Source organism: Paraburkholderia sp. CNPSo 3274 (assembly GCF_024206475.1).
Lineage (GTDB): Bacteria > Pseudomonadota > Gammaproteobacteria > Burkholderiales > Burkholderiaceae > Paraburkholderia.
Genome location: NZ_JAMBPR010000045.1, coordinates 51,058 through 71,415 on the forward strand (window position 1 = coordinate 51,058; position 20,358 = coordinate 71,415).

Sequence of the window (20,358 nt, forward strand, 5' to 3'; positions counted from 1 at the left end):
GTGTTGAATGATGTGTTGTGGGGTTCGCATTTTCATGGCTCGCTTACCTCGTATGTCGAATGCGCGGGTTGAGCACGCCGTACAGCAGATCGACGAACAGGTTCACGACGATCACGAGCGTCGCGATCATGAGAATGCCGCCTTGCACCACCGGGTAGTCGCGCCGGCTGATCGCGTCGATCAGCCATTTGCCGATGCCCGGCCAGGAGAACAACGTTTCGGTGAGCACCGCGCCCGCGAGCAGCGTGCCGACCTGCAGACCGATCACGGTCACCACGGGAATGAGCGCGTTGCGCAGCGCATGCACGACGATCACGCGCAAGGGCGAAAGACCCTTGGCGCGCGCGGTGCGGATGTAGTCCTCGCGCAGCACTTCGAGCATGGAAGAGCGCGTCATGCGCGCGACCACGGCGAGCGGAATCGTGCCGAGCACGATGGCCGGCAGGATCAGGTGGCTCAGAACCGACCTGAACGCGCCTTCGTCGGTGCCGGGCAGGAGCGAGTCGATCAGCATGAAGCCGGTCACGTGAGGAATGTCGAATTCCACCGCGATGCGGCCCGACACAGGCGTCCAGCCGAGCTTCGACGAGAACACCATGATGAGGATGAGCCCCCACCAGAAGATCGGCATGGAGTAGCCGGTGAGCGCGGTGCCCATGACGCCGTGATCGACGACGGTGCCGCGCCTGAGTGCCGCGATCACGCCAGCGGGCAAGCCGATCGCGAGCGCGAAAATGAGCGCGCAGATCGAAAGCTCGACGGTGGCGGGAAAGCGCGCGAGAAACTCGCCCATCACGCTCGTGTTGGTGATGATCGAGGTGCCGAGATTGCCGTGCACGGCGTGCCAGACGTAGTGCACATACTGCATCGGCAGGGGCTCGTCGAGCCCTAAGCGGTGCATCGCCTCGGCGTGCATTTGCGGATCGACGCCGCGCTCGCCCATCATCACTTCGATGGGGTCGCCCGGAATCAGGTGGATGAGTGCGAACGCCAGAATGGTGATACCGATGAACGTGGGTATGACCATGCCGATGCGGCGCAATACGAAGCGGAACATGTGGTGTTCCCCCAAAAGCTTGAAATGAAACGCAACCGGCGACAGGGGCTCGTGACCCCGGTCGCCGGACCATTTTCCGCCGGTCCTGGCTGATGTGCGGACCGAGCGGAAAGTCTTACCCGATTATCCTTACTGCATGCCCACGCCGTCGAAGCGCGCGTAGCCGAGCGGTTCGATGCGCATGTCGATCACCTTCTTGCTGACCGGCTGATAGACGGTCGAGTGAGCGATCGGCGAGAACGGCAGTTGCTGCGCGAAGATCTGCTGCGCCTGCTGGTAGAACTTCGTGCGCTGCGCAACGTCCGACGTCTGACGGCCCTTCTGGACCAGCTCGTCGAACGGCTTGTAGCACCACTTGCCGAAGTTGTTGCCGTTCACGGCCTCGCAGCCGAGCAGCGTGCCGAGCCAGTTGTCGGGGTCGCCGTTGTCGCCCGTCCAGCCGATCAGCATCGAGTCGTCCTCGCCCGCGTGCGCACGCTTGATGTACTCGCCCCACTCATACGTGACGATCTTCGCCTTCACGCCGACCTTGGCCCAGTCGGCCTGGATCATTTCGGCCATCAGACGGGCGTTCGGGTTGTAGGCGCGCTGCACGGGCATGGCCCACAGCGTGATCTCGAAACCGTTCGACAAGCCAGCCTTGGCGAGCAGCGCCTTGGCCTTCGCCGGGTCGTACGCGTTGGCCGGCAGGTTCTTGACGTAGGACCACTGCGTCGGCGGCATCGGGTTGGTTGCGAGCTGGCCCGCGCCCTGGTACACCGAGTCGATGATCGCCTTCTTGTTGATCGCCATGTCGAGCGCGTGGCGCACGTCCGCGTTGTCGAGCGGCTTGTGCGTGACGTTGTACGACAGATAGCCCAGGTTGAAGCCCGGCTGCGACGGCATCGCGATGTTCGCCTCGGCCTTCAGCGGCGCGATGTCGGCGGGACGCGGATAGCTCATCACCTGGCATTCGTCGCGCTTGATCTTCTGCACGCGCACGCTGGCGTCCGGCGTGATCGAGAAGATCAGCTTGGAAAGCTTCACGGCGCCCGGCTTCCAGTAGTCAGGATTGCCGTCGAAACGGATGGTTGCGTCCTTCGTGTAGCTCTTGAAGATGAACGGACCCGTGCCGACCGGGAACTGGTTGATGTCGGCGGCCTTGCCGGCCTTCATCAGTTGATCCGCGTATTCAGCCGAGAGAATCGAGGCGAATTCCATCGCCATGTTCTGGATGAACGGCGCGTTCGGCTCGTTCAGCGTGAACTTGACCGTGTACGGATCGACCTTTTCGACCTTCGCGATCAGCTTGTCGAGCCCCATGTCCGTGAAATACGGGAACGACACCGGGTACGCTTTGCGGAACGCGTTGTTCGCGTCGAGCATGCGATCGAACGTGAACACGACGTCGTCGGCGTTGAATTCGCGCGAGGGCTTGAAGAACGAGGTGGTCTGGAACTTCACGCCATGGCGCAGATGGAACGTGTAGCTCTTGCCGTCTGCGGAAACATCCCACGACTCTGCGAGACCCGGTTCGACCTTGGTACCGCCGCGCTCGAATTCGACGAGGCGGTTGTAGACGGTAAACGTGTTCGCGGTAAAGTCGACGCCCGTGGTGTATTGGGCGGGGTCGAAGCCGGCGGGACTGCCTTCCGAGCAGTAGACGAGCGTCTTGTTCGGAATGCTTTGCGCGGCGTGCGCGAGCGGGGCTCCACCAATCGATGCCGCTGCGAGCGCCACGAGAGACGTCAATCGGGCAGCACGCAACAGTTTGTTTTCTTTCATGTTTCCTCCAGTTCAATGCCAGCTTGCGCCAGCGTAGCGCGATCTTACTTGAGCACGTGCCGCAGTCACAAGCAAGCCAAAAGTCCCGTCGCCTGTGGAAAACGCCGGGTTGACAGGATCGCTTGTTGCCCCATGGTGCGGTGCAACGTAGCTTTGCCCCTTTTTTATTGCGCCTGAACACGACAATAGCGCGCCGAATTGACGCACGCTCCAGGGCGGGCCTGAGCGCCTGACGCACGTCACGCGGATCGCTCTACCCAAAAGAAAACCGCGCGGCCCGGGAGTCCGGGAACCGCGCGGTTGATTGTCGCTTGCCGAGTCGAGCGTGGGCGCCCTAGAACCCGAGCCGCTCGCAAACGGCCTTGGTGGCCTGCGCCGCATTGAGCGTGTAGAAGTGGATGCCCGGCACGCCCGCCTCGACGAGACGGCGGCACAGGTTGGTCACCACGTCGAGCCCGAACGCCCGAATCGACTCGCGATCGTCGCCAAAGCTTTCCAGGCGCTTCGCGACCCAGCGCGGCACTTCGGCGCCGCACATTTCCGAAAAGCGCATGAGCTGCGAGTAGTTCGTGATCGGCATGATGCCAGGCACGATGGGAATATCCACGCCCAGCTTCTTCGCGTCGTCGACAAAGCGGAAATACGCATCCGCGTTGAAGAAGTACTGCGTGATCGCCGAATTGGCGCCCGCTTTCACCTTTTGCGCGAACGCTTCGAGGTCGTGGCGCGGCGAACGCGCCTGCGGGTGGTACTCGGGATACGCGGCCACTTCGATGTGGAACGCGTCGCCGGTTTCCTCGCGGATGAACGCGACGAGCTCCGACGCGTAGCGCAGCTCGCCCATCGCGCCCATGCCCGAGGGCAGGTCGCCGCGCAGCGCCACGATGTGGCGGATGCCGCGCGAGCGGTACTCGCCGAGAATCGCGCGCAGGCTCTCTTTCGAAGAGCCGATGCACGAGAGGTGCGGCGCCGCTTCGACGCCTTCCTTCGCGATATCGACGACGGTGTCGAGCGTGCCCTGTTGCGTCGAGCCGCCCGCGCCGAACGTCACCGAGACGAACTTCGGCTTGAGCGTGGCGAGCTGGGCGCGCGTGGCGCGCAGCTTTTCCACGCCGTCCGGCGTCTTCGGCGGGAAGAATTCGAATGAGAGTTCGATCGGTTTCATGTTGATGAGGCCAGTGAGGCCGGCCCGCGAATGTGAGTGGCCCGGGCCCGCGTCAGACGAGGCTGCGGTTGCCAAAAATCAGCGCCGAAAGCAGCCACGACACGATGCTGTACAGGATCGAGCCGAAAAATGCCGACCAGAAGCCCGACACCTCGAAGCCCTTGAGGAGTGACGCCGCCAGCCAGAAGCACAGCGCGTTCACCACGAGGATGAAAAGGCCGAGCGTGAGAATGGTCACAGGCAGCGTGAGCACGATCAGCAGCGGGCGCAGCACGGCGTTGATGAGGCCGAGCACGATCGCGACGATGAGCGCGGTGCCGAAACTGCGGATATGGATCGACGGAACGAGCCAGGTGATGATCAGGAGCGCGAGCGCGTTGATCAGCCAGGTCAGCAGCACGGTCATAAGGACTCCTTTTGCGTCGTTGCTTTTGTATCGCCAGGTGCCAGCGGCGGATGCCGCCCGCAATCCCCACACGCTGCGCGCGCGGGGATTGGGGTCAGCATCCGCTTGACCGCTTAAAACGGGCTTAAAACCGCAGCCCGTTTTGTATCGCGTTGTATCGGCTTAGTAGCGATAGTGGTTCGGCTTGAACGGACCGTTCTTGTCGACGCCGATGTACGAAGCCTGGTCGTCCGACAGCACAGTCAGGTTCGCGCCGATGCGCGCGAGGTGCAGGCGTGCGACCTTTTCGTCGAGGTGCTTCGGCAGCACGTACACCTTGTTCTCGTACTTTTTGCCCTGCGTGAACAGTTCGATCTGCGCGAGCGTCTGGTTCGTGAACGAGTTCGACATCACGAACGACGGGTGGCCCGTGGCGCAGCCCAGATTCACGAGGCGGCCTTCGGCCAGCAGGATCACGCGCTTGCCGTCCGGGAAGATGATGTGGTCGACTTGCGGCTTGATGTTGTCCCACTGGTACTGGCGCGTCGACGCAACGTCGATTTCCGAGTCGAAGTGGCCGATGTTGCAGACGATGGCGTTGTGGCGCATCGCCTTCAGGTGATCGTGGTTCAGCACGTGGTAGTTGCCGGTGGCCGTCACGAAGATGTCGGCCTTGTCGGCGGCGTATTCCATCGTCACGACACGGTAGCCTTCCATCGCCGCCTGCAGCGCGCAGATCGGATCGATTTCCGTGACCCACACCGTGGCGCCGAGGCCACGCAGCGACTGCGCGCAACCCTTGCCCACGTCGCCGTAACCTGCGACCACGGCGATCTTGCCCGCGATCATCACGTCGGTCGCGCGCTTGATGCCGTCCACGAGCGACTCGCGGCAGCCGTACAGGTTGTCGAACTTCGACTTCGTGACCGAATCGTTGACGTTGATCGCCGGGAACGGCAGACGCCCTTCCTTCTCCATCTGGTACAGGCGGTGGACGCCCGTCGTGGTTTCCTCGGTCACGCCCTGGATGTGCGCAAGGCGCTTCGAGTACCACTGCGGATCGACGTCGAGGTGCGCGGCGATCGACTTGTAGAGCGCCACTTCCTCTTCGTTCGTGGGCTTGGCGATGACCGAGCGGTCCTTTTCAGCCTTCGAGCCGAGGATCAGCAGCAGCGTGGCATCGCCGCCGTCGTCGAGGATCATGTTGGCGAATTCGCCGTTCGGCCATTCGAAGATGCGGTGCGAGAACTCCCAGTATTCGTCGAGCGATTCGCCCTTGAACGCGAACACCGGCACGCCGCCCTGCGCGATCGCGGCAGCGGCGTGGTCTTGCGTCGAGAAAATGTTGCACGAGGCCCAGCGGACGTCGGCGCCGAGCGCCGTCAGCGTCTCGATCAGCACGCCCGTCTGGATCGTCATGTGCAGCGAGCCCGCGATGCGCGCGCCCTTGAGCGGCTGCTGCGCCTTGTACTCTTCGCGGGTCTGCACGAGGCCCGGCATTTCGGTTTCGGCGATGTTGAGTTCCTTGCGGCCCCAGGCGGCAAGCGACATATCGGCGACGATGAAATCTTTGGCTTGATCTTGCGGAACTGCGGCGTTCATCACGCCCTCCTTTCTAAAAGTGACTAGAAATTAAAGACGTGAGCGCCGTTTTCAGTGCGGTGACTTCGTGGCATCGCGCCCTCGAATCGACCGTATTGAGCGCCTTCGAGCCTGGCGGGTCGCAGAAAACCCGTCGCAACGCTCCTCGAAGACGAGGCGTGATTGTAGCAAATTGGAATGGCGCCCGCGCGTGCGGGCATTGGTGAAAAAGCGGGTGCATTCGCCCGCCAGACTTCAAATCGGCAGAAAGCCCAGGGCCGGCGCGAGCAGCACCATCACCACGCCTGCGATCATCATCGTGAGGCTCGCCACCACGCCTTCTTCGCTGCCCAGTTCGCGCGCCTTCGCCGTGCCCACGCCGTGCGCCGCCGCGCCAAAGAGCGCGCCGCGCGCAAGCCGCGTGCGCAGCGGCACGAGGCCGAGCACCAGTTCGCCGAACAGCATGCCGCACACGCCCGTGGCGATCACGAAGAGCGCGGTGAGGTCGCGCGGCGCGTGGATCTTGTCCGACACCGCGAGCGCAAACGGCGTGGAGATCGAGCGCGTCATCAGGCTGCGCTGCAGATCGGGCGAAAGGTGCAGGAGCTTGGCCAGCGCGAGCGAGCCGCCCACCGCCACGACGATGCCGACCGTCACGCCCACGGTGAGCGAGATCCAGTGGCGCTTGAGCAGGTCACGGTACTCGTAGATCGGCACCGCGAAGGCCACCGTGGCCGGGCCGAGCAGCCACATGAGCCAGCGCGTGTCCTGGAAGTACACAGGGTACGGAATATGGAGCACCAGCACGAACACGCCGAGCACCGCGGGCACCGCGACGAGCGGCGTGAGCCACGGTGAGCGAAAGCGCGCATAGAGCGCCTTCGAGGCGAAATAGAGCGCGACGGTGAGGATGAAGCAGCCGGCGGCGATGAGCCGCGCCGCGTCGTCGGCGAACAGGGACGCATAAAACGTGTTCATGACGGAATCACCCTTCTCGATTCAGGACCTTGCTGTATCAAGCCCGCGCCAGGTGGCGCGAGTGCCGCGAATCGCGCACGCGGCGCAGCGCGAGGCGCCGTTCGAGCTTTGCGGCCTGTTCGACCGCGAACGCCACGGCCACCATCACCATCAGCGTGCCGCCGACCACGACGAGCGCGAGACGCCAGCCGTCGGCGCGAAAGAGGCCGCCGTATTTCACGGCTGCCACGGCGGCCGGGATGAAGAACAGCAGCATGTCGGAGAGCAGCCAGTCGGCGCCCGCCTTCACCCAGCGCGGCGCGACGCCGCCGCAAAAGAGCAGCGCGAGCAGCAGCACCAAGCCAACCACGCCGCCCGGCACCGGCAGGTGGGTGACGCGCGTGAGGGCGTCGGCGGCGTACCAGATGCCCGCGAGCAGCGCCGATTGCACGGTAATGCGGCCAATACGGCGCCCGAGGCTCGCCACGCCGCCCACGTTGCGCGCGGCGCTATCAGAGACTTTCGCGGTCGTGGTCGATGCAGTCATGGCAAACCCTAAGTGACACTGGAATGGAAGTTAGTATAGGGTGCAGCGCAGCATAAACATAATGACTTGGAGTCATCTGTTACATTCCATATTGGAATGCACCAACTCAGCACCCCGCTGAGCGTGCGTCCTGCACATTTGTGGAGTCCCGATCGTGGAACTGCGCGCGCTTCGCTATTTCATCGAGGTGGTGCGGCAACAGAGCTTCACCGCCGCGGCCGAAAAGCTGCATGTCACGCAGCCGACCATCAGCAAGATGGTGAAGGCGCTCGAAGACGAGACCGGCACACCGCTCCTGCTGCGCGACGCGCGCCAGATGGTGCTCACCGACGCCGGGCGGATCGTCTACCAGCGCGGCCAGGACGTGCTCGCCGCGCAGGCGCAGCTACAAGCCGAACTCGCCGATCTCGGCACGCTCGGGCGCGGCGAACTCACCATCGGCATTCCGCCGATGGGCGGTTCGCTCTTCACACCCGCGATCGCCACGTTCCGCCAGCGCTATCCGAAGATCGAGCTGAAGCTTTTCGAGCAGGGCTCGCGCGCGATCGAAGCCGCGCTGATCTCGGGCGAACTGGAGCTGGGCGGCGTGCTGCTGCCCGTCGATCCCGCGCTCATCGACGTCCTGCCGATCGCGCACGAACTGCTGTGGCTCGTCGCGCGGCGCGGCTCGCGCTGGGACAACAAGCTTGCCGTGCCGCTCGCGGAACTGGCCGCCGAGCCGTTCGTGTTCTACGGCGAAAGCCTCGCGCTCAACGACGTCGTGCTGGGTGCATGCCGCACGGCCGGCTTCGTGCCGCAGGTGGTGGGGCGCAGCGGCCACTGGGACTTGATGGCGGCGCTCGTGCTCGCGGGCGTGGGCATTGCGCTCCTGCCCGCGCCGTACGTGCGCCGGCTCGACGCCGAGCGCTTCACCTGCCTGCCCGTGAGCGAGCCGCAAATCACCTGGGACATGGCGATCGGCTGGAAGCGCAGCGGCTATCTCTCGCATGCGGCGCGCGCCTGGCTCGACGTCGCGCGCTCGGAGTACGGCAAGCCCTTCACGTTTCTCGATGACTTCGTGCATCCGCCGGGGATGGAGAAGCAGCCGCAGAAGCCAGGCTGAAGCGGCGCGCAACGAAAAAAGCCGCCCGGCTCGCGCCGGACGGCTTTTTGTATCACCGCCATGAGACGCCCAAAAAAAGCGAACTCGCGCGTCAAACGTCGACGCGCTGAAGCGCCGTATCGCGCTCCTGGCTCGCTTGTACGATGAAGTCGGCCGCACGCTCGCCGATCATCACGCTCGGCGCATTCGTGTTGCCGCCGATGAGTGTCGGCATGACGGAGGCGTCGGCAACGCGCAGACCCGTCACGCCGCGCACGCGCAACTGCGGATCGACGACGGAGCGCGCGTCGCCGCCCATGCGGCAGGTCGCGACGGGGTGATAGATCGTGTCGGCATGGCGGGCGATCGTCTCGCGCATTTGCGCGTCGCTCTGCGCGCCATGCGTGTAGAGTTCGCGGCCGCCCAGCTGTGCCAGCGCGGGCGCATCGAGTATGCGCCGCGCGAGGCGCGCGCCCTGCGCGAGCGCGTCGAGATCGCGCGTATCGGAGAGAAAGCGCGGGTCGATCACGGGCGCCACGCGCGCGTCGGCGCTCGCGAGCGTGACCGTGCCGCGGCTCGCCGGGCGCAGCACGCACACGTGCAGCGAATAGCCGTGACCCCAATGCAGGCGGCGGCTGTGATCGTCGACGAGTGCCGTGCAGAAGTGCAGCTGCAGGTCGGGCCGGTCGAGCTCCGGGCGGCTCTTCAGAAAGCCGCCCGCCTCCGCCACGTTGGTCGTGAGCATGCCGCGGCGCCCCTGCAGATAACGCACGAGCCCCGTGGTCATGCGCGCCGCGCCGCGCAGCGAGTAGCCCACGGTGTCGCTCGAATGCACGCGCTTGTTGAAGGTGAAGTCGATATGGTCGATCAGGTTGCGGCCGACTTCGGGCGCATCGTGGCGCACCGCAATGCCGAGCGCGCGCAGTTCGTCGGCGGGGCCGATGCCCGAGCACATCAGCAATTGCGGCGAGTTGAACGCGCCCGCCGCGAGGATCACCTCGGCGCGCGCCTGCAGGGTCTCGATCGCGCCGCCGCGCGAAACCTCCACGCCGCTCGCGCGCGCGCCGTCGAAGCTCACGCGCAGGACCGTCGCGTCGGCGATCAGATGCAGGTGCGGCCGCTCTCGCCCATACAGATACGCGCGCGCCACCGTGCAGCGTTCGCCGCCGCGTTGCGTCACCTGATAGAAGCCGACGCCCTCCTGTTCCTCGCCATTGAAGTCGTCGTTCAGGCGAAAGCCCGCCTCCTGCGCGGCCTCGACGAAGCGCGCGGCCACCGGATTGCGCTCGCGCAGGTCGGCCACACCTAGCGGGCCGCCCGCGCCATGCCAGGCGCTCGCGCCGCGCTCGTTGTCCTCGGCGCGCAGAAAGTATGGCAGGACGTCGCGCCAGGCCCAGCCTGTGCAGCCAAGCTGCGCCCATTCGTCGTAGTCGAGCGGATGGCCGCGCGTGTAGATCATCGCGTTGATGGTGCTCGAGCCGCCGAAGCCGCGGCCGCGTGGCTGGTAACCGCGCCGTCCGGCGAGACCCGGCTGCGGCACGGTTTCATAGGCGTAGTTGTTTTTCGTGCGACGCGGGACGAGCGCGGCGACGCCGAGCGGCATGTTGACGAATGGGTTGCGCGCCGTGTGCGGCCCGGCTTCGACGAGCGCGATGCTCGCCTGCGGGCAACGGTCGGCCAGCCGGCCCGCCAGCGACGCGCCGCCCGAGCCGCCGCCTACGATGATGTAGTCGTATTGCATCGTCTCCGCCTGTCGGCTGTCCCTTGCGAGGCACCGGCGCGCTATTTGCACGCTCGTTCGTTTTCGGTTTCAATGGCGCATTGTAGGAAGCGTCTGATTCCGAGGTCAGCTTTTATGTCAGAGCATCCCCTCTAAACCTGACGGCGGATCGCGGCCTATGATGAAAGGCGGTTCAGCCGCCAGAGCTGAAACCCGAAAGATTCCAGCAAGCCGCAAAGGGAGCGCTGGAGCGCACAAGAATCACTCACCTCACGCACGCTTCCCATGGAGCGGCCGCTGCGCACGCCTCCCCGTCACGACCGAACACAACACGAACGGCCGCGCGCGAAGCACGCCGCGCACCGCAGCAGCCTTGCATCGGAGACAGGCAGATGAACCCGACGGAAGTCACGCATCGCCCCGGCACGACCCACGAGGTCACGAACCAGGTGCCGCCGCTCGCCGACTACAACCTCTTCACCATCGACGCGGCGCTCGGCGAGGCCCTTGCGCGCGCGGGCGCGGACTGGCATCGCGACACGCTCGCGCGCCACGGCGAGACGCTCGGCAAAGCGCAAACGCTCGCGCTCGCCGACCTCGCCAACCGCCACGAGCCCGAACTGCACACGCACAACCCGCGCGGCGAGCGTATTGACGCGATCGAATTCCACCCCGCCTGGCACGAACTGCTGACGCTGCTACGCGAGCAGGGGCTGCACGCGCTGCCGTATTCGGACCCGCGTCCGGGTGCGATGGCCGCGCGCTGCGCAGGCTACTTCCTGCACGCGCAACTCGAATCGGGGTCGTTGTGCCCCCTGACGATGACGTTCGCGAGCATTGCCGTGCTGCAGCGCGAGCCGGCGCTGTTCGAAACGCTGCGCGCGCCGCTCTACACGCGCGAACACGACGCACGCGACCTGCCGCTCGCGCAGAAGCGCTCGATGATGATCGGCATGGGCATGACGGAGAAGCAAGGCGGCTCGGACGTGCGCAGCAACCGCACCGAGGCGCGCCCAGCGAGCGTCGAAACAGGACGCGGCGCGGCGTATCTGCTCACCGGCCACAAGTGGTTTTTCTCGGCGCCGCAGTGCGACGCGCATCTCGTGCTCGCGCGCACCACGGAACACGACGGCTCGGGCGCCCCCGGACTCTCATGCTTCTTCGTGCCGCGCTACCGGCCGGACGGCACGAAAAACGCGGTCAACGTGCAGCGCCTGAAGAACAAGCTCGGCAACCGCTCGAATGCAAGCAGCGAAGTGGAATTCTTCGATGCGTACGGCGTCATGATCGGCGACGAAGGCCGCGGCGTGTCGACCATCATCGAGATGGCGAACTACACGCGGCTCGACTGCGTGATCGGCAGCGCGGCGCTCATGCGCGCGGCGCTCGTGCAGGCGATCCACCACGCGCGCCACCGCAGCGCGTTCGGCCGCGTGCTCGCGCAGCAGCCGCTCATGCAAAACGTGCTCGCCGATCTCGCGCTCGAATCGGAAGCGGCGACGGCGCTCTTCATGCGTCTCGCGCGCGCCTTCGAAGACAGCGCCGACGCGAAACCCGGCGATCCGGACGACCCGTCGCTCGAAGCACGCGCCTGGCGTCGCATCGTCACGCCGGCGGCGAAGTTCTGGGTTTGCAAGCGCGCGCTCGCGTTCACGGGCGAGGCCATGGAAGTGTGGGGCGGCAACGGTTACGTCGAGGAAGGGCCGATGGCGCGCTTCTACCGCGAAGCGCCCGTCAACTCGATCTGGGAAGGCTCGGGCAACGTGATGTGCCTCGACGTGCTGCGCGCGCTGGAGCGCGAGGCCGACGCCGCCCAGGCGCTCTTTCTCGCGTGGCGGCGCGACGCGCAGACTCACCCGGTTCTGAACGCCGCGCTCGACCGCCTCTCGGTGCTGCTCAACGGCGCGCCGGGCACACGCGAGGCGAGCGCGCGGCGCATCGCGCAGCAAATCGTGCTGATCGCGCAGGCCGTGCTGCTGCGCGACAGTCCGCCGGACATCGCCGAAGCGTTCATCGCCACGCGCCTCGACGAGCACGACGCCGACTGCGACCGCGTATTCGGCACGCTGCCCGCACGCTTCGATCATGCCGCGATCATCGAGCGGGCGTTTCCGTCGCGCTCAGTGTGACCCCTCGGTGCGACCCGAGAGCACGAGCCGATTTTTCCGTTCGCCCGCGCGCCAAAGCGAGCGCGAACCCCACGAGGACCGACCATGAAGCAGGACCTGCCCGAAGACTTCGCCCGGAACGCGCCCGAAGACCCGCGCGCCGCGCTGGACTCGCTGCTCGCCACGCAGCGCGAAGCCTTCCTGCGTGACCCGTTCCCGTCCTGGGACGCACGCGCGCGCAATCTCAAGGCGCTGCGCGACGTGCTGTTCTCGCACCGCGACGCGCTCGCCGAGGCGATGAACGCCGATTTCGGCCAGCGCTCGAAGGCGGAGGTCGCGCTGGCGGAATTCGTCGTCCTCAAGCAGGAGATCGACGCGGCGCTCAAGCACGGCGCGCGCTGGATGAAGCCGCGCCGAAGACCGGTAGGCAAATGGCTGTTGCCTGGGCGCGCGAAGGTGGTGCCGCAGCCACTTGGCGTGGCGGGTATTGTCGTGCCGTGGAACTATCCTCTGCAGCTCGCCGCGAGCCCGCTCGTGTGCGCGCTCGCGGCGGGCAACCGCGCCATGATCAAAATGTCGGAGCTTACGCCGCGCACTTCCGCGCTCTTCGAGGAGCTGATCGGCAAGACCTTCGCGCGCGACCACGTGGCGGTCGTGAACGGCGACGCGTCGGTGGGCGCCGCCTTCAGCGCGCTGCCGTTCGACCATTTGCTCTTCACTGGCTCGACGCGCGTAGGGCACGAGGTCATGCGCGCAGCTGCCGCGAACCTCACGCCGGTCACGCTCGAACTGGGCGGCAAGTCGCCCGTGATCATCGGCGAAGCGGCGCGCCTGAACTACGCCGTGGACAGCCTGCTGCTCGGCAAGACGCTGAACGCGGGGCAAACCTGCATCGCGCCCGACTACGTGCTGCTGCCGCGCGGCCAGGAGGCGGCGTTCATCGCTCGCGCGCGCACGCGCTTCGCGCAGCTCTATCCGGACTTCGCGAACAACCGCGACTACACGTCGATCATCTCGGCGCGCCACTTCGAGCGCCTGCAGCGCCTCGCCGACGAGGCACAGGCGAGCGGCGCGCAACTGCACGCGCTCGGCACGCACGACGCCGCCACGCGGCGCTTCGCGCCCGTCATCGTGACGAACGCCGGCGCACAGACGTCGCTCATGCAGGAGGAAATTTTCGGCCCGCTCTTGCCGCTCGTGCCCTACGACACGCTCGACGAAGCGTTGCGCTACGTAAACGCGCGCCCTCGCCCGCTCTCGCTCTACCTCTATGCCGACGACCCCCGCACGGTCGAGCGCGTGACGCGCGAAACGGTGGCGGGCGGGATGTCGGTGAACGAAACGCTCATGCATATCGCCGCCGAGGGACTGCCGTTCGGCGGCGTCGGCGCGAGCGGCATGGGCGCGTATCACGGCTACGAGGGCTTCGTCACGTTCTCGAAGATGAAGCCCGTCTTCACCCAGGCGCGGCTGAACGCGCGCGGGCTCATCGCGCCGCCCTAGGCAAGCGCGTCGCCTGGCTGATCAAGTTGATGTTGAAGGGTTGAAGGGCAGCGCGGGGCGGCTGCCGCCGATCCTGCGAATGTCGCTGATATCGCGTGGGGCGCTGCCGGCTGTGGCGTCGGCCGGCGTGGTGGTTTGCGCTTGCGCGGCCTCTTTGGCTTTCGCGTCGTTGTCCGCTTCCAGGCGGTGCAGCCAGGCAAGCAGTTCGGCCACCGCCTGATAGAGCTGCGGCGGGATCTTCGCGTCGAGGTCCACGCGCATGAGCAGCGAGACCATCTCCGGCGCTTCGTGCACGTAGAGGCCCGCTTCCTTCGCGCGTTGCACGATCATCTCGGCGACGAGGCCGTAGCCCTTCGCGACCACGCGCGGCGCGGCGTCGCCTTCGGGGGCGTCGTAGGCGAGCGCGGCGGCGCTCCTGCGGTGCGTGCGGCTCATCACAACTCCCAGTCGTGGTCCAGGTGGTGGTTCCGGTGATCGTTCGCGTCGGCGCCCGGTCGCGCGGCGGACGCCTCCGCCGCGGCGCCAGCCTGCGTGGTCTGCGTGGTCTGCGTGGTCTGCGTGGTCTGCGTGGCTTGCGCGGTGGATGCGGCGGAGGTGGTTTGTGCGGCGTAGGCACTCGCGGCGCTAGCGGCTCTCGCGGCCTCGGCGGGACTTGCCGCGGCACCGCTGCCGATCTCGCGGATCGAGAGCCCCGCGAGCGTAAGCCCGAGCGCTTCAAGCCGCCCGCGCAGCGACTCACTTTGAGCGCTGAGGCGCGCGGCGCCACCCGCATTCGCCTGTACGCGCACCGCGAGCGTCGAGCCTGTGAGCGTAAGTTCCGCGTCGACGGTGCCGAGCTTCGGCAGCGCAAGCGTGAGCCGCGTGCGCCATGGAATGTCGTCGGCGTCCCCACCGGCTGCGCCCGAGTGCGGGTCGCGGGCGTCGTAGTCGTCTTGCTGGATGCTCCAGTCCACCCGCACGCCCGGCCAGGCCTCGCCATTCCAGCGAAATTCACCGGTCGCGAGCAGATCGAGCTGCTGGCGCACGAGCGGAATCACAGCCGGATGGACCGACGGGCCGGCGGCCTGCGCGGCAGCCTCGTGCATGGCGGGCAACAGGGTCTCGGCAAGCGTCGCGCGCGCCTGGGTCTGGCTCGCAGCCGCATCGCCGTGCAGATCCGCAGACGCGGGGAAGGCCCGCGCCAGCGCGGCATTGATCGCGTTTGCAGCGTTCGGAGCATTGCCCGCTTCGCCGCGCGTGGCGCCCGGCGCGTCGGAGAACGTCTCGGTCCATTGCACGTCGTCGATGTCGTCGTCGGCCGGGCTCCAGTCGAGCGGCAGTTGCGCGTGAGCGCCGAGCAGACGGTTCTGCGGCTCGTCGGCAAGTTCAGCGGGCGAGAGCTGGCCGCGCAACCATTGCGCGAGGTGGGCTTCGTAGAAGAGTCCGCTCGTGCTCACCGTCTGCGCGAGCGACGCAGCGAGCGCTGCGACCGGACCGGCTTGTGCGGCGGCGGCAGCTTGCGCAGTCTGAGCAGCCTGGGTGGTTTGTCCGGCTTGCGGATTTTGCGAGGACGCCGCTTGCGCGCTAGCGCCGGTCCCGGCGTCGGCCGCCCCGGCCAGCGCGTCGCCGGCCAGACCCTGGGCCGCGAGTGCCACGTCCGCGAGCAACGCGGCTTCCGCCGCCTGCGCTTGCTCGCCGGCGAGGCCCGGCAGCGGCAAAGTGGTGGCGGCGCCAGGCGCCGCGTCGGCATCGGGACTGGCCCAGAGCGGCGCACGGCCCACCACGGCGGGCGTCGCTTCGCCGCCCGAGCGGATGATGGCGTCGAGCGCCAGCGCAACCGCCGAAAGGACGGTCTGCGTGGAATCCTGCGTAGTGCTGGAGTTGGCGGCGGTGTCGGCGAGCGCGGCAGTGCCCGTTGCGAGCGCCGAGACGCCCGTTTGCGCCGCGCCGGAGGCGCCCTGCGGGCCGACCGGCGTGAGCGCCGCGATGCGGCTCGCGAGGAGCGCGGCGGCTCCGGTGTCGATTCCGTTCATGGTGTTCCGGATCTGCGCACAGCGCTGACCTGCCGGTTCATGGGGCGTTGCGCGCCGTTGCCTCGCGAGGCACCATGCGCCGCGCTAGCGGGCGCCGTAGATTTCCTGCAAGACCCGCGCGGGCTGCACGGTGCCGTAAAAGAGCGCCGAAAGCCGCGCCATGCAAGGGCTCGCGAGATCGCGAATGGCGGCGTCGTCGGCGAGGATCTGGCGGATCAGCTCGTACTTGCGCGCCCGTTCGGAAACCGTGAGCCGTACCGCGGCTTCGGCGTCCTTCAAGGCATCGACGAGGATCCGGTACTCCTCCTGCAAGCCGATCAGATCGTTCCAGTGCGCATCGCGCGCCGCATTGAGCATCTGCCCCGACACGGCCGCTATTGCTTCGTAGCGGGCGAAGTAGTCTGCTTTTGAACTCATCTCATGAATGAGCCGGGCGCTGACGCGGAGGCCTGTTCGGCCATCCTCGCCACTTCCGGCGCTATCCCCAACCAGGCTTCTTCGAGCGTAGCCAGCAGTCCATCGACCTCGACCAGCATGGTCTCGCTCTGTTTGATATTGGCTTCCAGCAGGCGTCTCGTCATGTAGCTGTACAGCGAATTCAGGCGTTGAGCGATCTCGCCGCCCGCCTCGACGTTCAACGCGAGCTGAAGTCCGCTCTCGACAATCCGGATCGCCTTGGCGATCGCCTCGCAACGCGGGCCGACGTTGCCGGCCTGCAAATGCATACGTGCCTGCGCGATGGCCTGGCGCGCGCCCTGATACAGGAGCACGATCAGCTTGTGCGGGCTCGCACCCATGACCCCCGTTTCGACGCCCACGCGTGCATAGGCGTTAGCTCCAGATTGGGCAGGGGAAAACATCGGCGCTTCTCCTTGATACGTTTGGCTTGAATGCGGTCGTCCGACGCGCTGTGCATGCACGAGCGACGGACTCTTCTAGCCGGGTTATCGGATCGTAGGGGAGGAAGCTTTAGCGCGTTGACCGGGCAAAGGCTTCGGGCACCGTCACACCTGGATCTGCATGATGTCGGTGTAGGCGGCCACGAGCTTGTTGCGCACCTGCAATCCGAACTGGAAGCCGATGTTGGCTTTCTGCATGTCGACCATCACGTCGTTGAGCGACACGTTGTTCGCGCCCAGCTCGAACGCCTGCGACTCGCCAACCGCCTTCTGCTGGGCGTCGCTGATCTGGTCGAGCGACGACTTGAGCGCCGCCGCGAACCCGCCGGCCGTGGCCGCGCCCGACTTTTCGTCGGCTGCGGTGGGGCCGCCGGCCGCCTGGGTCGCCATGGACTGCATTTGCGCCAAGGCGGACGTGAGCGGGGATACTGGCACGGTCATGTTTGCTCCACGAAAAGGGGACATGCGGGGTATTCCGGGGACGAGCCCCGGGGCCGGCGTTTCAGCAATCCCGCAGCAATCCTGCGGGCCCTGCCGGCACGGCGCACGGACAGGACGCCGAATCTGGGGGAGAGCATAGCAGCGGGTCCGTTTCGGCAGCCCCGAAACTAGGGGGAAAACCCGGCTCTATTCGCGCAATCGGCTTGCCAGTGGCCCCGGATAATGCGTCACGTGAAAGTCTCCGCCATGCAAGGCGAGACCTGGAAGCCTCCGGAGATACCCGTCGCATGGATTCGACTGCCAATTCTTTGATCAACCCCGACGCCCGCATGGGCCTCGCCACCTCTGGCGCGGGCGCCGCGCCCGGCGCTGGCGCGGGCGCAGGCCTGGGCGGCGCGGATGACCTAGGCGGCGGCTTCGCGCAACGCCTCGGCTCGCTCTCGTCGTTGCGCAACGTGCGCGGCAACCCGCGCGCGCCGCTCATTTTTGCCGTTGCGGTGCTCGTGGCCGTGGTTGCGGGTCTCGTGCTGTGGTCGCGCGCGCCCGACTATAAGGTGCTGTACAGCAACCTGTCGGATCGCGACGGCGGCGCCATCATTACTGCGCTCCAGGCCGCAAACGTTCCCTACAAGTTCTCGGACGCCGGCGGTGCCATTCTCGTGCCCGCCGAGCAGGTCAATGAAATGCGCCTGCGCCTCGCCTCCCAGGGCCTGCCGAAGAACGGTTCGGTCGGCTTCGAGCTGATGGACAACCAGAAGTTCGGCATCAGCCAGTTCGCCGAGCAGGTGAACTACCAGCGCGCGCTCGAAGGCGAACTCGAGCAAACGATTCAGTCGATCGCGAGCGTGAAGTCGGCACGCGTGCATCTGGCCATTCCGAAGCCTTCGGTGTTCGTGCGCGAACGCGAAGCGCCCTCCGCCTCGGTGCTCGTGAACCTGTATCCGGGCCGCATTCTCGACGACGGCCAGGTCGCCGCGATCACGCACATGGTGGCTTCGGCCGTGCCGGACCTGCCGGTGCGCAACGTGACGGTGGTCGACCAGGACGGCAACCTCCTCACCCAGAGCGCCACGGGCGTGGGCCTCGATGCCTCGCAGCTCAAGTACGTGCGCCAGGTCGAGCACGACACCCAGGCGCGCATCGACGCGATCCTCGCGCCCCTGTTCGGCGCCGGCAACGCGCGCTCGCAGGTGAGCGCCGACCTCGACTTCTCGAAGCTCGAGCAGACCTCCGAAGCCTACGGTCCGAACGCCAACCCGCAGGCCACCGCCATCCGCAGCCAGCAGCAGAACATTTCCACGGAAATGCAGCAAAGCGGCGCGGGCGGCGTGCCCGGCGCACTCACGAACCAGCCGCCGCAACCGGCCTCGGCGCCCATCAGCGCGCCTGCGGGTGCGAACGGCGCATCGGCTCCGGTGCCGGTCTCCGATCATCGCGACACCACCACGAACTACGAGCTCGACAAGACCGTGCGCCACTATCAACAGGCGCCGGGCGATGTGAAGCGCCTGTCGGTCGCCGTGATCGTGAACTATCAGCCGAAGGTGGACGCCAAGGGCCACGCCACCATGCAGCCGCTCGACGCGCAGAAGCTCGCACAGGTCGAGCAGCTCGTGAAGGATGCCATGGGCTACGACGCCAAGCGCGGCGACTCGGTGAACGTGGTGAACGCCGCGTTCCAGACCGAAGTCGACCCGAACGCGAACCTGCCGTGGTGGCGTCAACCCGACATCCTCGCCCTTGCGAAGCAGATTGCGACGTGGCTCGGCATTGGCGCGGCGGCTCTCTTCCTCTATTTCGTGATGGTGAAGCCGGCGCTGCGCCGCGCGTTCCCGCCGCCCGAGCCGGTCGCGCCCGCGCTGCCCGGCATGGCCGACGGCGAGCCGCTGCTGCTCGACGGCCTCCCCGAAGCCATGCGCCTTGGCGGCGCCGGCGCAGAGGGCGAAGACAACGCGGACAGCGAAGCCGCCCTGCTCGCCTTCGAAAACGAGAAGAACAAGTTCGAACGCAACCTGGAATACGCGCGCAACATTGCGCGCCAGGATCCGAAGATCGTCGCAACCGTCGTGAAAAGCTGGGTGAACGATGAACGCTGAAGGCGCAACCAAGAGCGCGCTGCTGCTCATGTCGATCGGCGAGCAAGAGGCCTCCGAGGTCTTCAAGTTCCTCGGTCCGCGCGAAGTGCAGAAAATCGGCGCCGCCATGGCGGCGCTCAAGAACGTCAAGCGCGAAGAGATCGAGATCGTGCTGCAGGACTTCGTCAAGGAAGCCGAACAGCACACCGCCTTCTCGCTCGACTCGAGCGACTACATCCGCAACGTGCTCAACAAGGCGCTGGGCGAGGACAAGGCCGGCGCGATCATCGACCGCATTCTGCAAGGCGGCGACACGAGCGGCATTGAAGGCCTCAAGTGGATGGATTCGGGGTCGGTGGCCGAACTCATCAAGAACGAGCACCCGCAGATCATCGCGACGATTCTCGTGCACCTCGACCGCGACCAGGCCTCGGAAATCGCTTCGTGCTTCACCGAGCGCCTGCGCAACGACGTGCTGCTGCGTATCGCGACGCTCGACGGCATCCAGCCGCAGGCGCTGCGCGAACTCGACGACGTGCTCACGAACCTCCTCTCGGGCAGCGACAACCTGAAGCGCAGCCCGATGGGCGGCATCCGCACGGCGGCCGAAATCCTCAACTTCATGACGAGCCAGCACGAAGAAGGGGTGATCGAGAACGTCCGCCAGTACGACGCGGAACTCGCGCAGAAGATCATCGATCAGATGTTCGTGTTCGAGAACCTGCTCGACCTCGAAGACCGCGCGATCCAGCTGCTGCTCAAGGAAGTCGAGTCGGAGTCGCTCATTATCTCGCTCAAGGGTGCGCCGCCCGCGCTGCGTACCAAGTTCCTCTCGAACATGTCGCAGCGTGCGGCCGAACTGCTCGCCGAAGACCTCGACGCACGCGGTCCGGTGCGCGTGTCGGAAGTCGAGGCACAGCAGCGCCGCATCCTGCAGATCGTGCGCAACCTCGCCGAGAGCGGCCAGATCGTTCTAGGCGGCAAGGCAGAAGACGCTTATGTCTGACACCAGCTCCGCGAACAGCCATCGCTCGGCGTATCAGCGCTGGGAGATGGCCTCGTT

Annotated in this window: 17 protein-coding genes, 1 pseudogene and 1 riboswitch; of the genes and pseudogenes, 5 read left to right on the forward strand and 13 right to left on the reverse strand. The window is 66.4% G+C overall.

Going from position 1 to position 20,358, the window contains the following annotated elements:
- Positions 1–43 precede the first annotated feature (43 nt).
- The 7 genes from M3I54_RS27430 to M3I54_RS27460 form a co-directional block, all read right to left on the reverse strand.
- A complete protein-coding gene (locus M3I54_RS27430; RefSeq protein WP_254341802.1) occupies positions 44–1,057 on the reverse strand; it encodes an ABC transporter permease subunit in 1,014 nt (337 codons plus the stop codon).
- A 129-nt stretch (positions 1,058–1,186) separates the two neighbouring features.
- Positions 1,187–2,821 carry an ABC transporter substrate-binding protein gene (locus M3I54_RS27435; RefSeq protein ID WP_254341803.1) on the reverse strand — a complete coding sequence of 545 codons (1,635 nt, stop codon included), beginning with the start codon at positions 2,819–2,821 and terminating at the stop codon, positions 1,187–1,189.
- Between the two features lie 334 nt (positions 2,822–3,155).
- Positions 3,156–3,986 carry a methylenetetrahydrofolate reductase [NAD(P)H] gene (gene metF / locus M3I54_RS27440; protein WP_254341804.1) on the reverse strand — a complete coding sequence of 277 codons (831 nt, stop codon included), beginning with the start codon at positions 3,984–3,986 and terminating at the stop codon, positions 3,156–3,158.
- A 52-nt stretch (positions 3,987–4,038) separates the two neighbouring features.
- Entirely contained in the window at positions 4,039–4,392 is a 354-nt protein-coding gene (locus tag M3I54_RS27445) for a phage holin family protein (RefSeq protein WP_254341805.1), read from the reverse strand.
- A 162-nt stretch (positions 4,393–4,554) separates the two neighbouring features.
- Positions 4,555–5,973 (reverse strand): adenosylhomocysteinase, encoded by a 1,419-nt coding sequence (ahcY, locus tag M3I54_RS27450; protein ID WP_254341806.1) that lies wholly within the window; start codon positions 5,971–5,973, stop codon positions 4,555–4,557.
- A 33-nt stretch (positions 5,974–6,006) separates the two neighbouring features.
- Positions 6,007–6,126, reverse strand: a riboswitch (S-adenosyl-L-homocysteine riboswitch).
- Positions 6,127–6,207: 81 nt separating this feature from the next.
- Entirely contained in the window at positions 6,208–6,930 is a 723-nt protein-coding gene (locus M3I54_RS27455) for an LrgB family protein (protein WP_254341807.1), read from the reverse strand.
- Between the two features lie 37 nt (positions 6,931–6,967).
- Complete coding sequence (locus M3I54_RS27460) at positions 6,968–7,456, reverse strand: CidA/LrgA family protein (protein WP_254341808.1); 489 nt, start codon at positions 7,454–7,456, stop codon at positions 6,968–6,970.
- 154 nt (positions 7,457–7,610) lie between these two features.
- Here M3I54_RS27460 and M3I54_RS27465 point away from each other — a divergent pair, with 154 nt between their 5' ends.
- Entirely contained in the window at positions 7,611–8,558 is a 948-nt protein-coding gene (locus M3I54_RS27465; protein WP_254341809.1) for a LysR family transcriptional regulator, read from the forward strand.
- A gap of 91 nt (positions 8,559–8,649) precedes the next feature.
- Here M3I54_RS27465 and M3I54_RS27470 read toward each other — a convergent pair whose 3' ends face one another.
- Complete coding sequence (locus M3I54_RS27470) at positions 8,650–10,278, reverse strand: GMC family oxidoreductase (RefSeq protein ID WP_254341810.1); 1,629 nt, start codon at positions 10,276–10,278, stop codon at positions 8,650–8,652.
- 371 nt (positions 10,279–10,649) lie between these two features.
- Between M3I54_RS27470 and M3I54_RS27475 the strand changes: the two genes are divergently transcribed.
- Both M3I54_RS27475 and M3I54_RS27480 read left to right on the forward strand, forming a co-directional pair.
- Positions 10,650–12,386: an isovaleryl-CoA dehydrogenase gene (locus tag M3I54_RS27475; RefSeq protein ID WP_254341811.1), complete on the forward strand. Its 1,737-nt coding sequence runs from the start codon at positions 10,650–10,652 to the stop codon at positions 12,384–12,386.
- Positions 12,387–12,470: 84 nt separating this feature from the next.
- Positions 12,471–13,912: pseudogene (locus M3I54_RS27480) on the forward strand (coniferyl aldehyde dehydrogenase).
- On the opposite strand, the gene M3I54_RS27485 reads toward M3I54_RS27480, so the two are convergent.
- The 5 genes from M3I54_RS27485 to fliE all read right to left on the reverse strand — a co-directional run bounded on the left by M3I54_RS27485 (position 13,890) and on the right by fliE (position 17,220).
- Complete coding sequence (locus tag M3I54_RS27485) at positions 13,890–14,303, reverse strand: EscU/YscU/HrcU family type III secretion system export apparatus switch protein (RefSeq protein ID WP_254341812.1); 414 nt, start codon at positions 14,301–14,303, stop codon at positions 13,890–13,892. The pseudogene M3I54_RS27480 and the gene M3I54_RS27485 overlap by 23 nt on opposite strands.
- A complete protein-coding gene (locus M3I54_RS27490; RefSeq protein ID WP_254341813.1) occupies positions 14,303–15,880 on the reverse strand; it encodes a flagellar hook-length control protein FliK in 1,578 nt (525 codons plus the stop codon). Before M3I54_RS27490 ends, M3I54_RS27485 begins: the two co-directional genes overlap by 1 nt.
- Positions 15,881–15,964: 84 nt before the next feature.
- Entirely contained in the window at positions 15,965–16,297 is a 333-nt protein-coding gene (locus tag M3I54_RS27495; RefSeq protein ID WP_254341814.1) for a flagellar protein FliT, read from the reverse strand.
- Positions 16,294–16,740: a flagellar export chaperone FliS gene (gene fliS / locus M3I54_RS27500; RefSeq protein WP_254341815.1), complete on the reverse strand. Its 447-nt coding sequence runs from the start codon at positions 16,738–16,740 to the stop codon at positions 16,294–16,296. The genes M3I54_RS27495 and fliS overlap by 4 nt, the downstream gene beginning before the upstream one ends.
- Positions 16,741–16,884: 144 nt before the next feature.
- Positions 16,885–17,220 carry a flagellar hook-basal body complex protein FliE gene (gene fliE, locus M3I54_RS27505; RefSeq protein ID WP_069264308.1) on the reverse strand — a complete coding sequence of 112 codons (336 nt, stop codon included), beginning with the start codon at positions 17,218–17,220 and terminating at the stop codon, positions 16,885–16,887.
- Positions 17,221–17,507: 287 nt separating this feature from the next.
- Here fliE and fliF point away from each other — a divergent pair, with 287 nt between their 5' ends.
- Positions 17,508–19,316: a flagellar basal-body MS-ring/collar protein FliF gene (gene fliF / locus M3I54_RS27510; protein WP_254341816.1), complete on the forward strand. Its 1,809-nt coding sequence runs from the start codon at positions 17,508–17,510 to the stop codon at positions 19,314–19,316.
- Positions 19,306–20,301 carry a flagellar motor switch protein FliG gene (gene fliG, locus M3I54_RS27515; RefSeq protein WP_254341817.1) on the forward strand — a complete coding sequence of 332 codons (996 nt, stop codon included), beginning with the start codon at positions 19,306–19,308 and terminating at the stop codon, positions 20,299–20,301. Before fliF ends, fliG begins: the two co-directional genes overlap by 11 nt.
- The last annotated feature ends 57 nt before the right edge of the window (positions 20,302–20,358 follow it).

Bases quoted from the DNA above. Each gene is read 5' to 3' on its own strand.
- M3I54_RS27460 (WP_254341808.1), bottom strand. From the start codon at position 7,456: ATGACTGCATCGACCACGACCGCGAAAGTCTCTGATAGCGCCGCGCGC.
- M3I54_RS27430 (WP_254341802.1), bottom strand. From the start codon at position 1,057: ATGTTCCGCTTCGTATTGCGCCGCATCGGCATGGTCATACCCACGTTC.
- metF (WP_254341804.1), bottom strand. From the start codon at position 3,986: ATGAAACCGATCGAACTCTCATTCGAATTCTTCCCGCCGAAGACGCCG.
- M3I54_RS27470 (WP_254341810.1), bottom strand. From the start codon at position 10,278: ATGCAATACGACTACATCATCGTAGGCGGCGGCTCGGGCGGCGCGTCG.
- fliG (WP_254341817.1), top strand. From the start codon at position 19,306: ATGAACGCTGAAGGCGCAACCAAGAGCGCGCTGCTGCTCATGTCGATC.
- M3I54_RS27445 (WP_254341805.1), bottom strand. From the start codon at position 4,392: ATGACCGTGCTGCTGACCTGGCTGATCAACGCGCTCGCGCTCCTGATC.
- M3I54_RS27455 (WP_254341807.1), bottom strand. From the start codon at position 6,930: ATGAACACGTTTTATGCGTCCCTGTTCGCCGACGACGCGGCGCGGCTC.
- fliF (WP_254341816.1), top strand. From the start codon at position 17,508: ATGGATTCGACTGCCAATTCTTTGATCAACCCCGACGCCCGCATGGGC.
- M3I54_RS27495 (WP_254341814.1), bottom strand. From the start codon at position 16,297: ATGAGTTCAAAAGCAGACTACTTCGCCCGCTACGAAGCAATAGCGGCC.
- fliE (WP_069264308.1), bottom strand. From the start codon at position 17,220: ATGACCGTGCCAGTATCCCCGCTCACGTCCGCCTTGGCGCAAATGCAG.
- M3I54_RS27490 (WP_254341813.1), bottom strand. From the start codon at position 15,880: ATGAACGGAATCGACACCGGAGCCGCCGCGCTCCTCGCGAGCCGCATC.
- M3I54_RS27485 (WP_254341812.1), bottom strand. From the start codon at position 14,303: ATGAGCCGCACGCACCGCAGGAGCGCCGCCGCGCTCGCCTACGACGCC.
- fliS (WP_254341815.1), bottom strand. From the start codon at position 16,740: ATGTTTTCCCCTGCCCAATCTGGAGCTAACGCCTATGCACGCGTGGGC.
- M3I54_RS27435 (WP_254341803.1), bottom strand. From the start codon at position 2,821: ATGAAAGAAAACAAACTGTTGCGTGCTGCCCGATTGACGTCTCTCGTG.
- M3I54_RS27475 (WP_254341811.1), top strand. From the start codon at position 10,650: ATGAACCCGACGGAAGTCACGCATCGCCCCGGCACGACCCACGAGGTC.
- ahcY (WP_254341806.1), bottom strand. From the start codon at position 5,973: ATGAACGCCGCAGTTCCGCAAGATCAAGCCAAAGATTTCATCGTCGCC.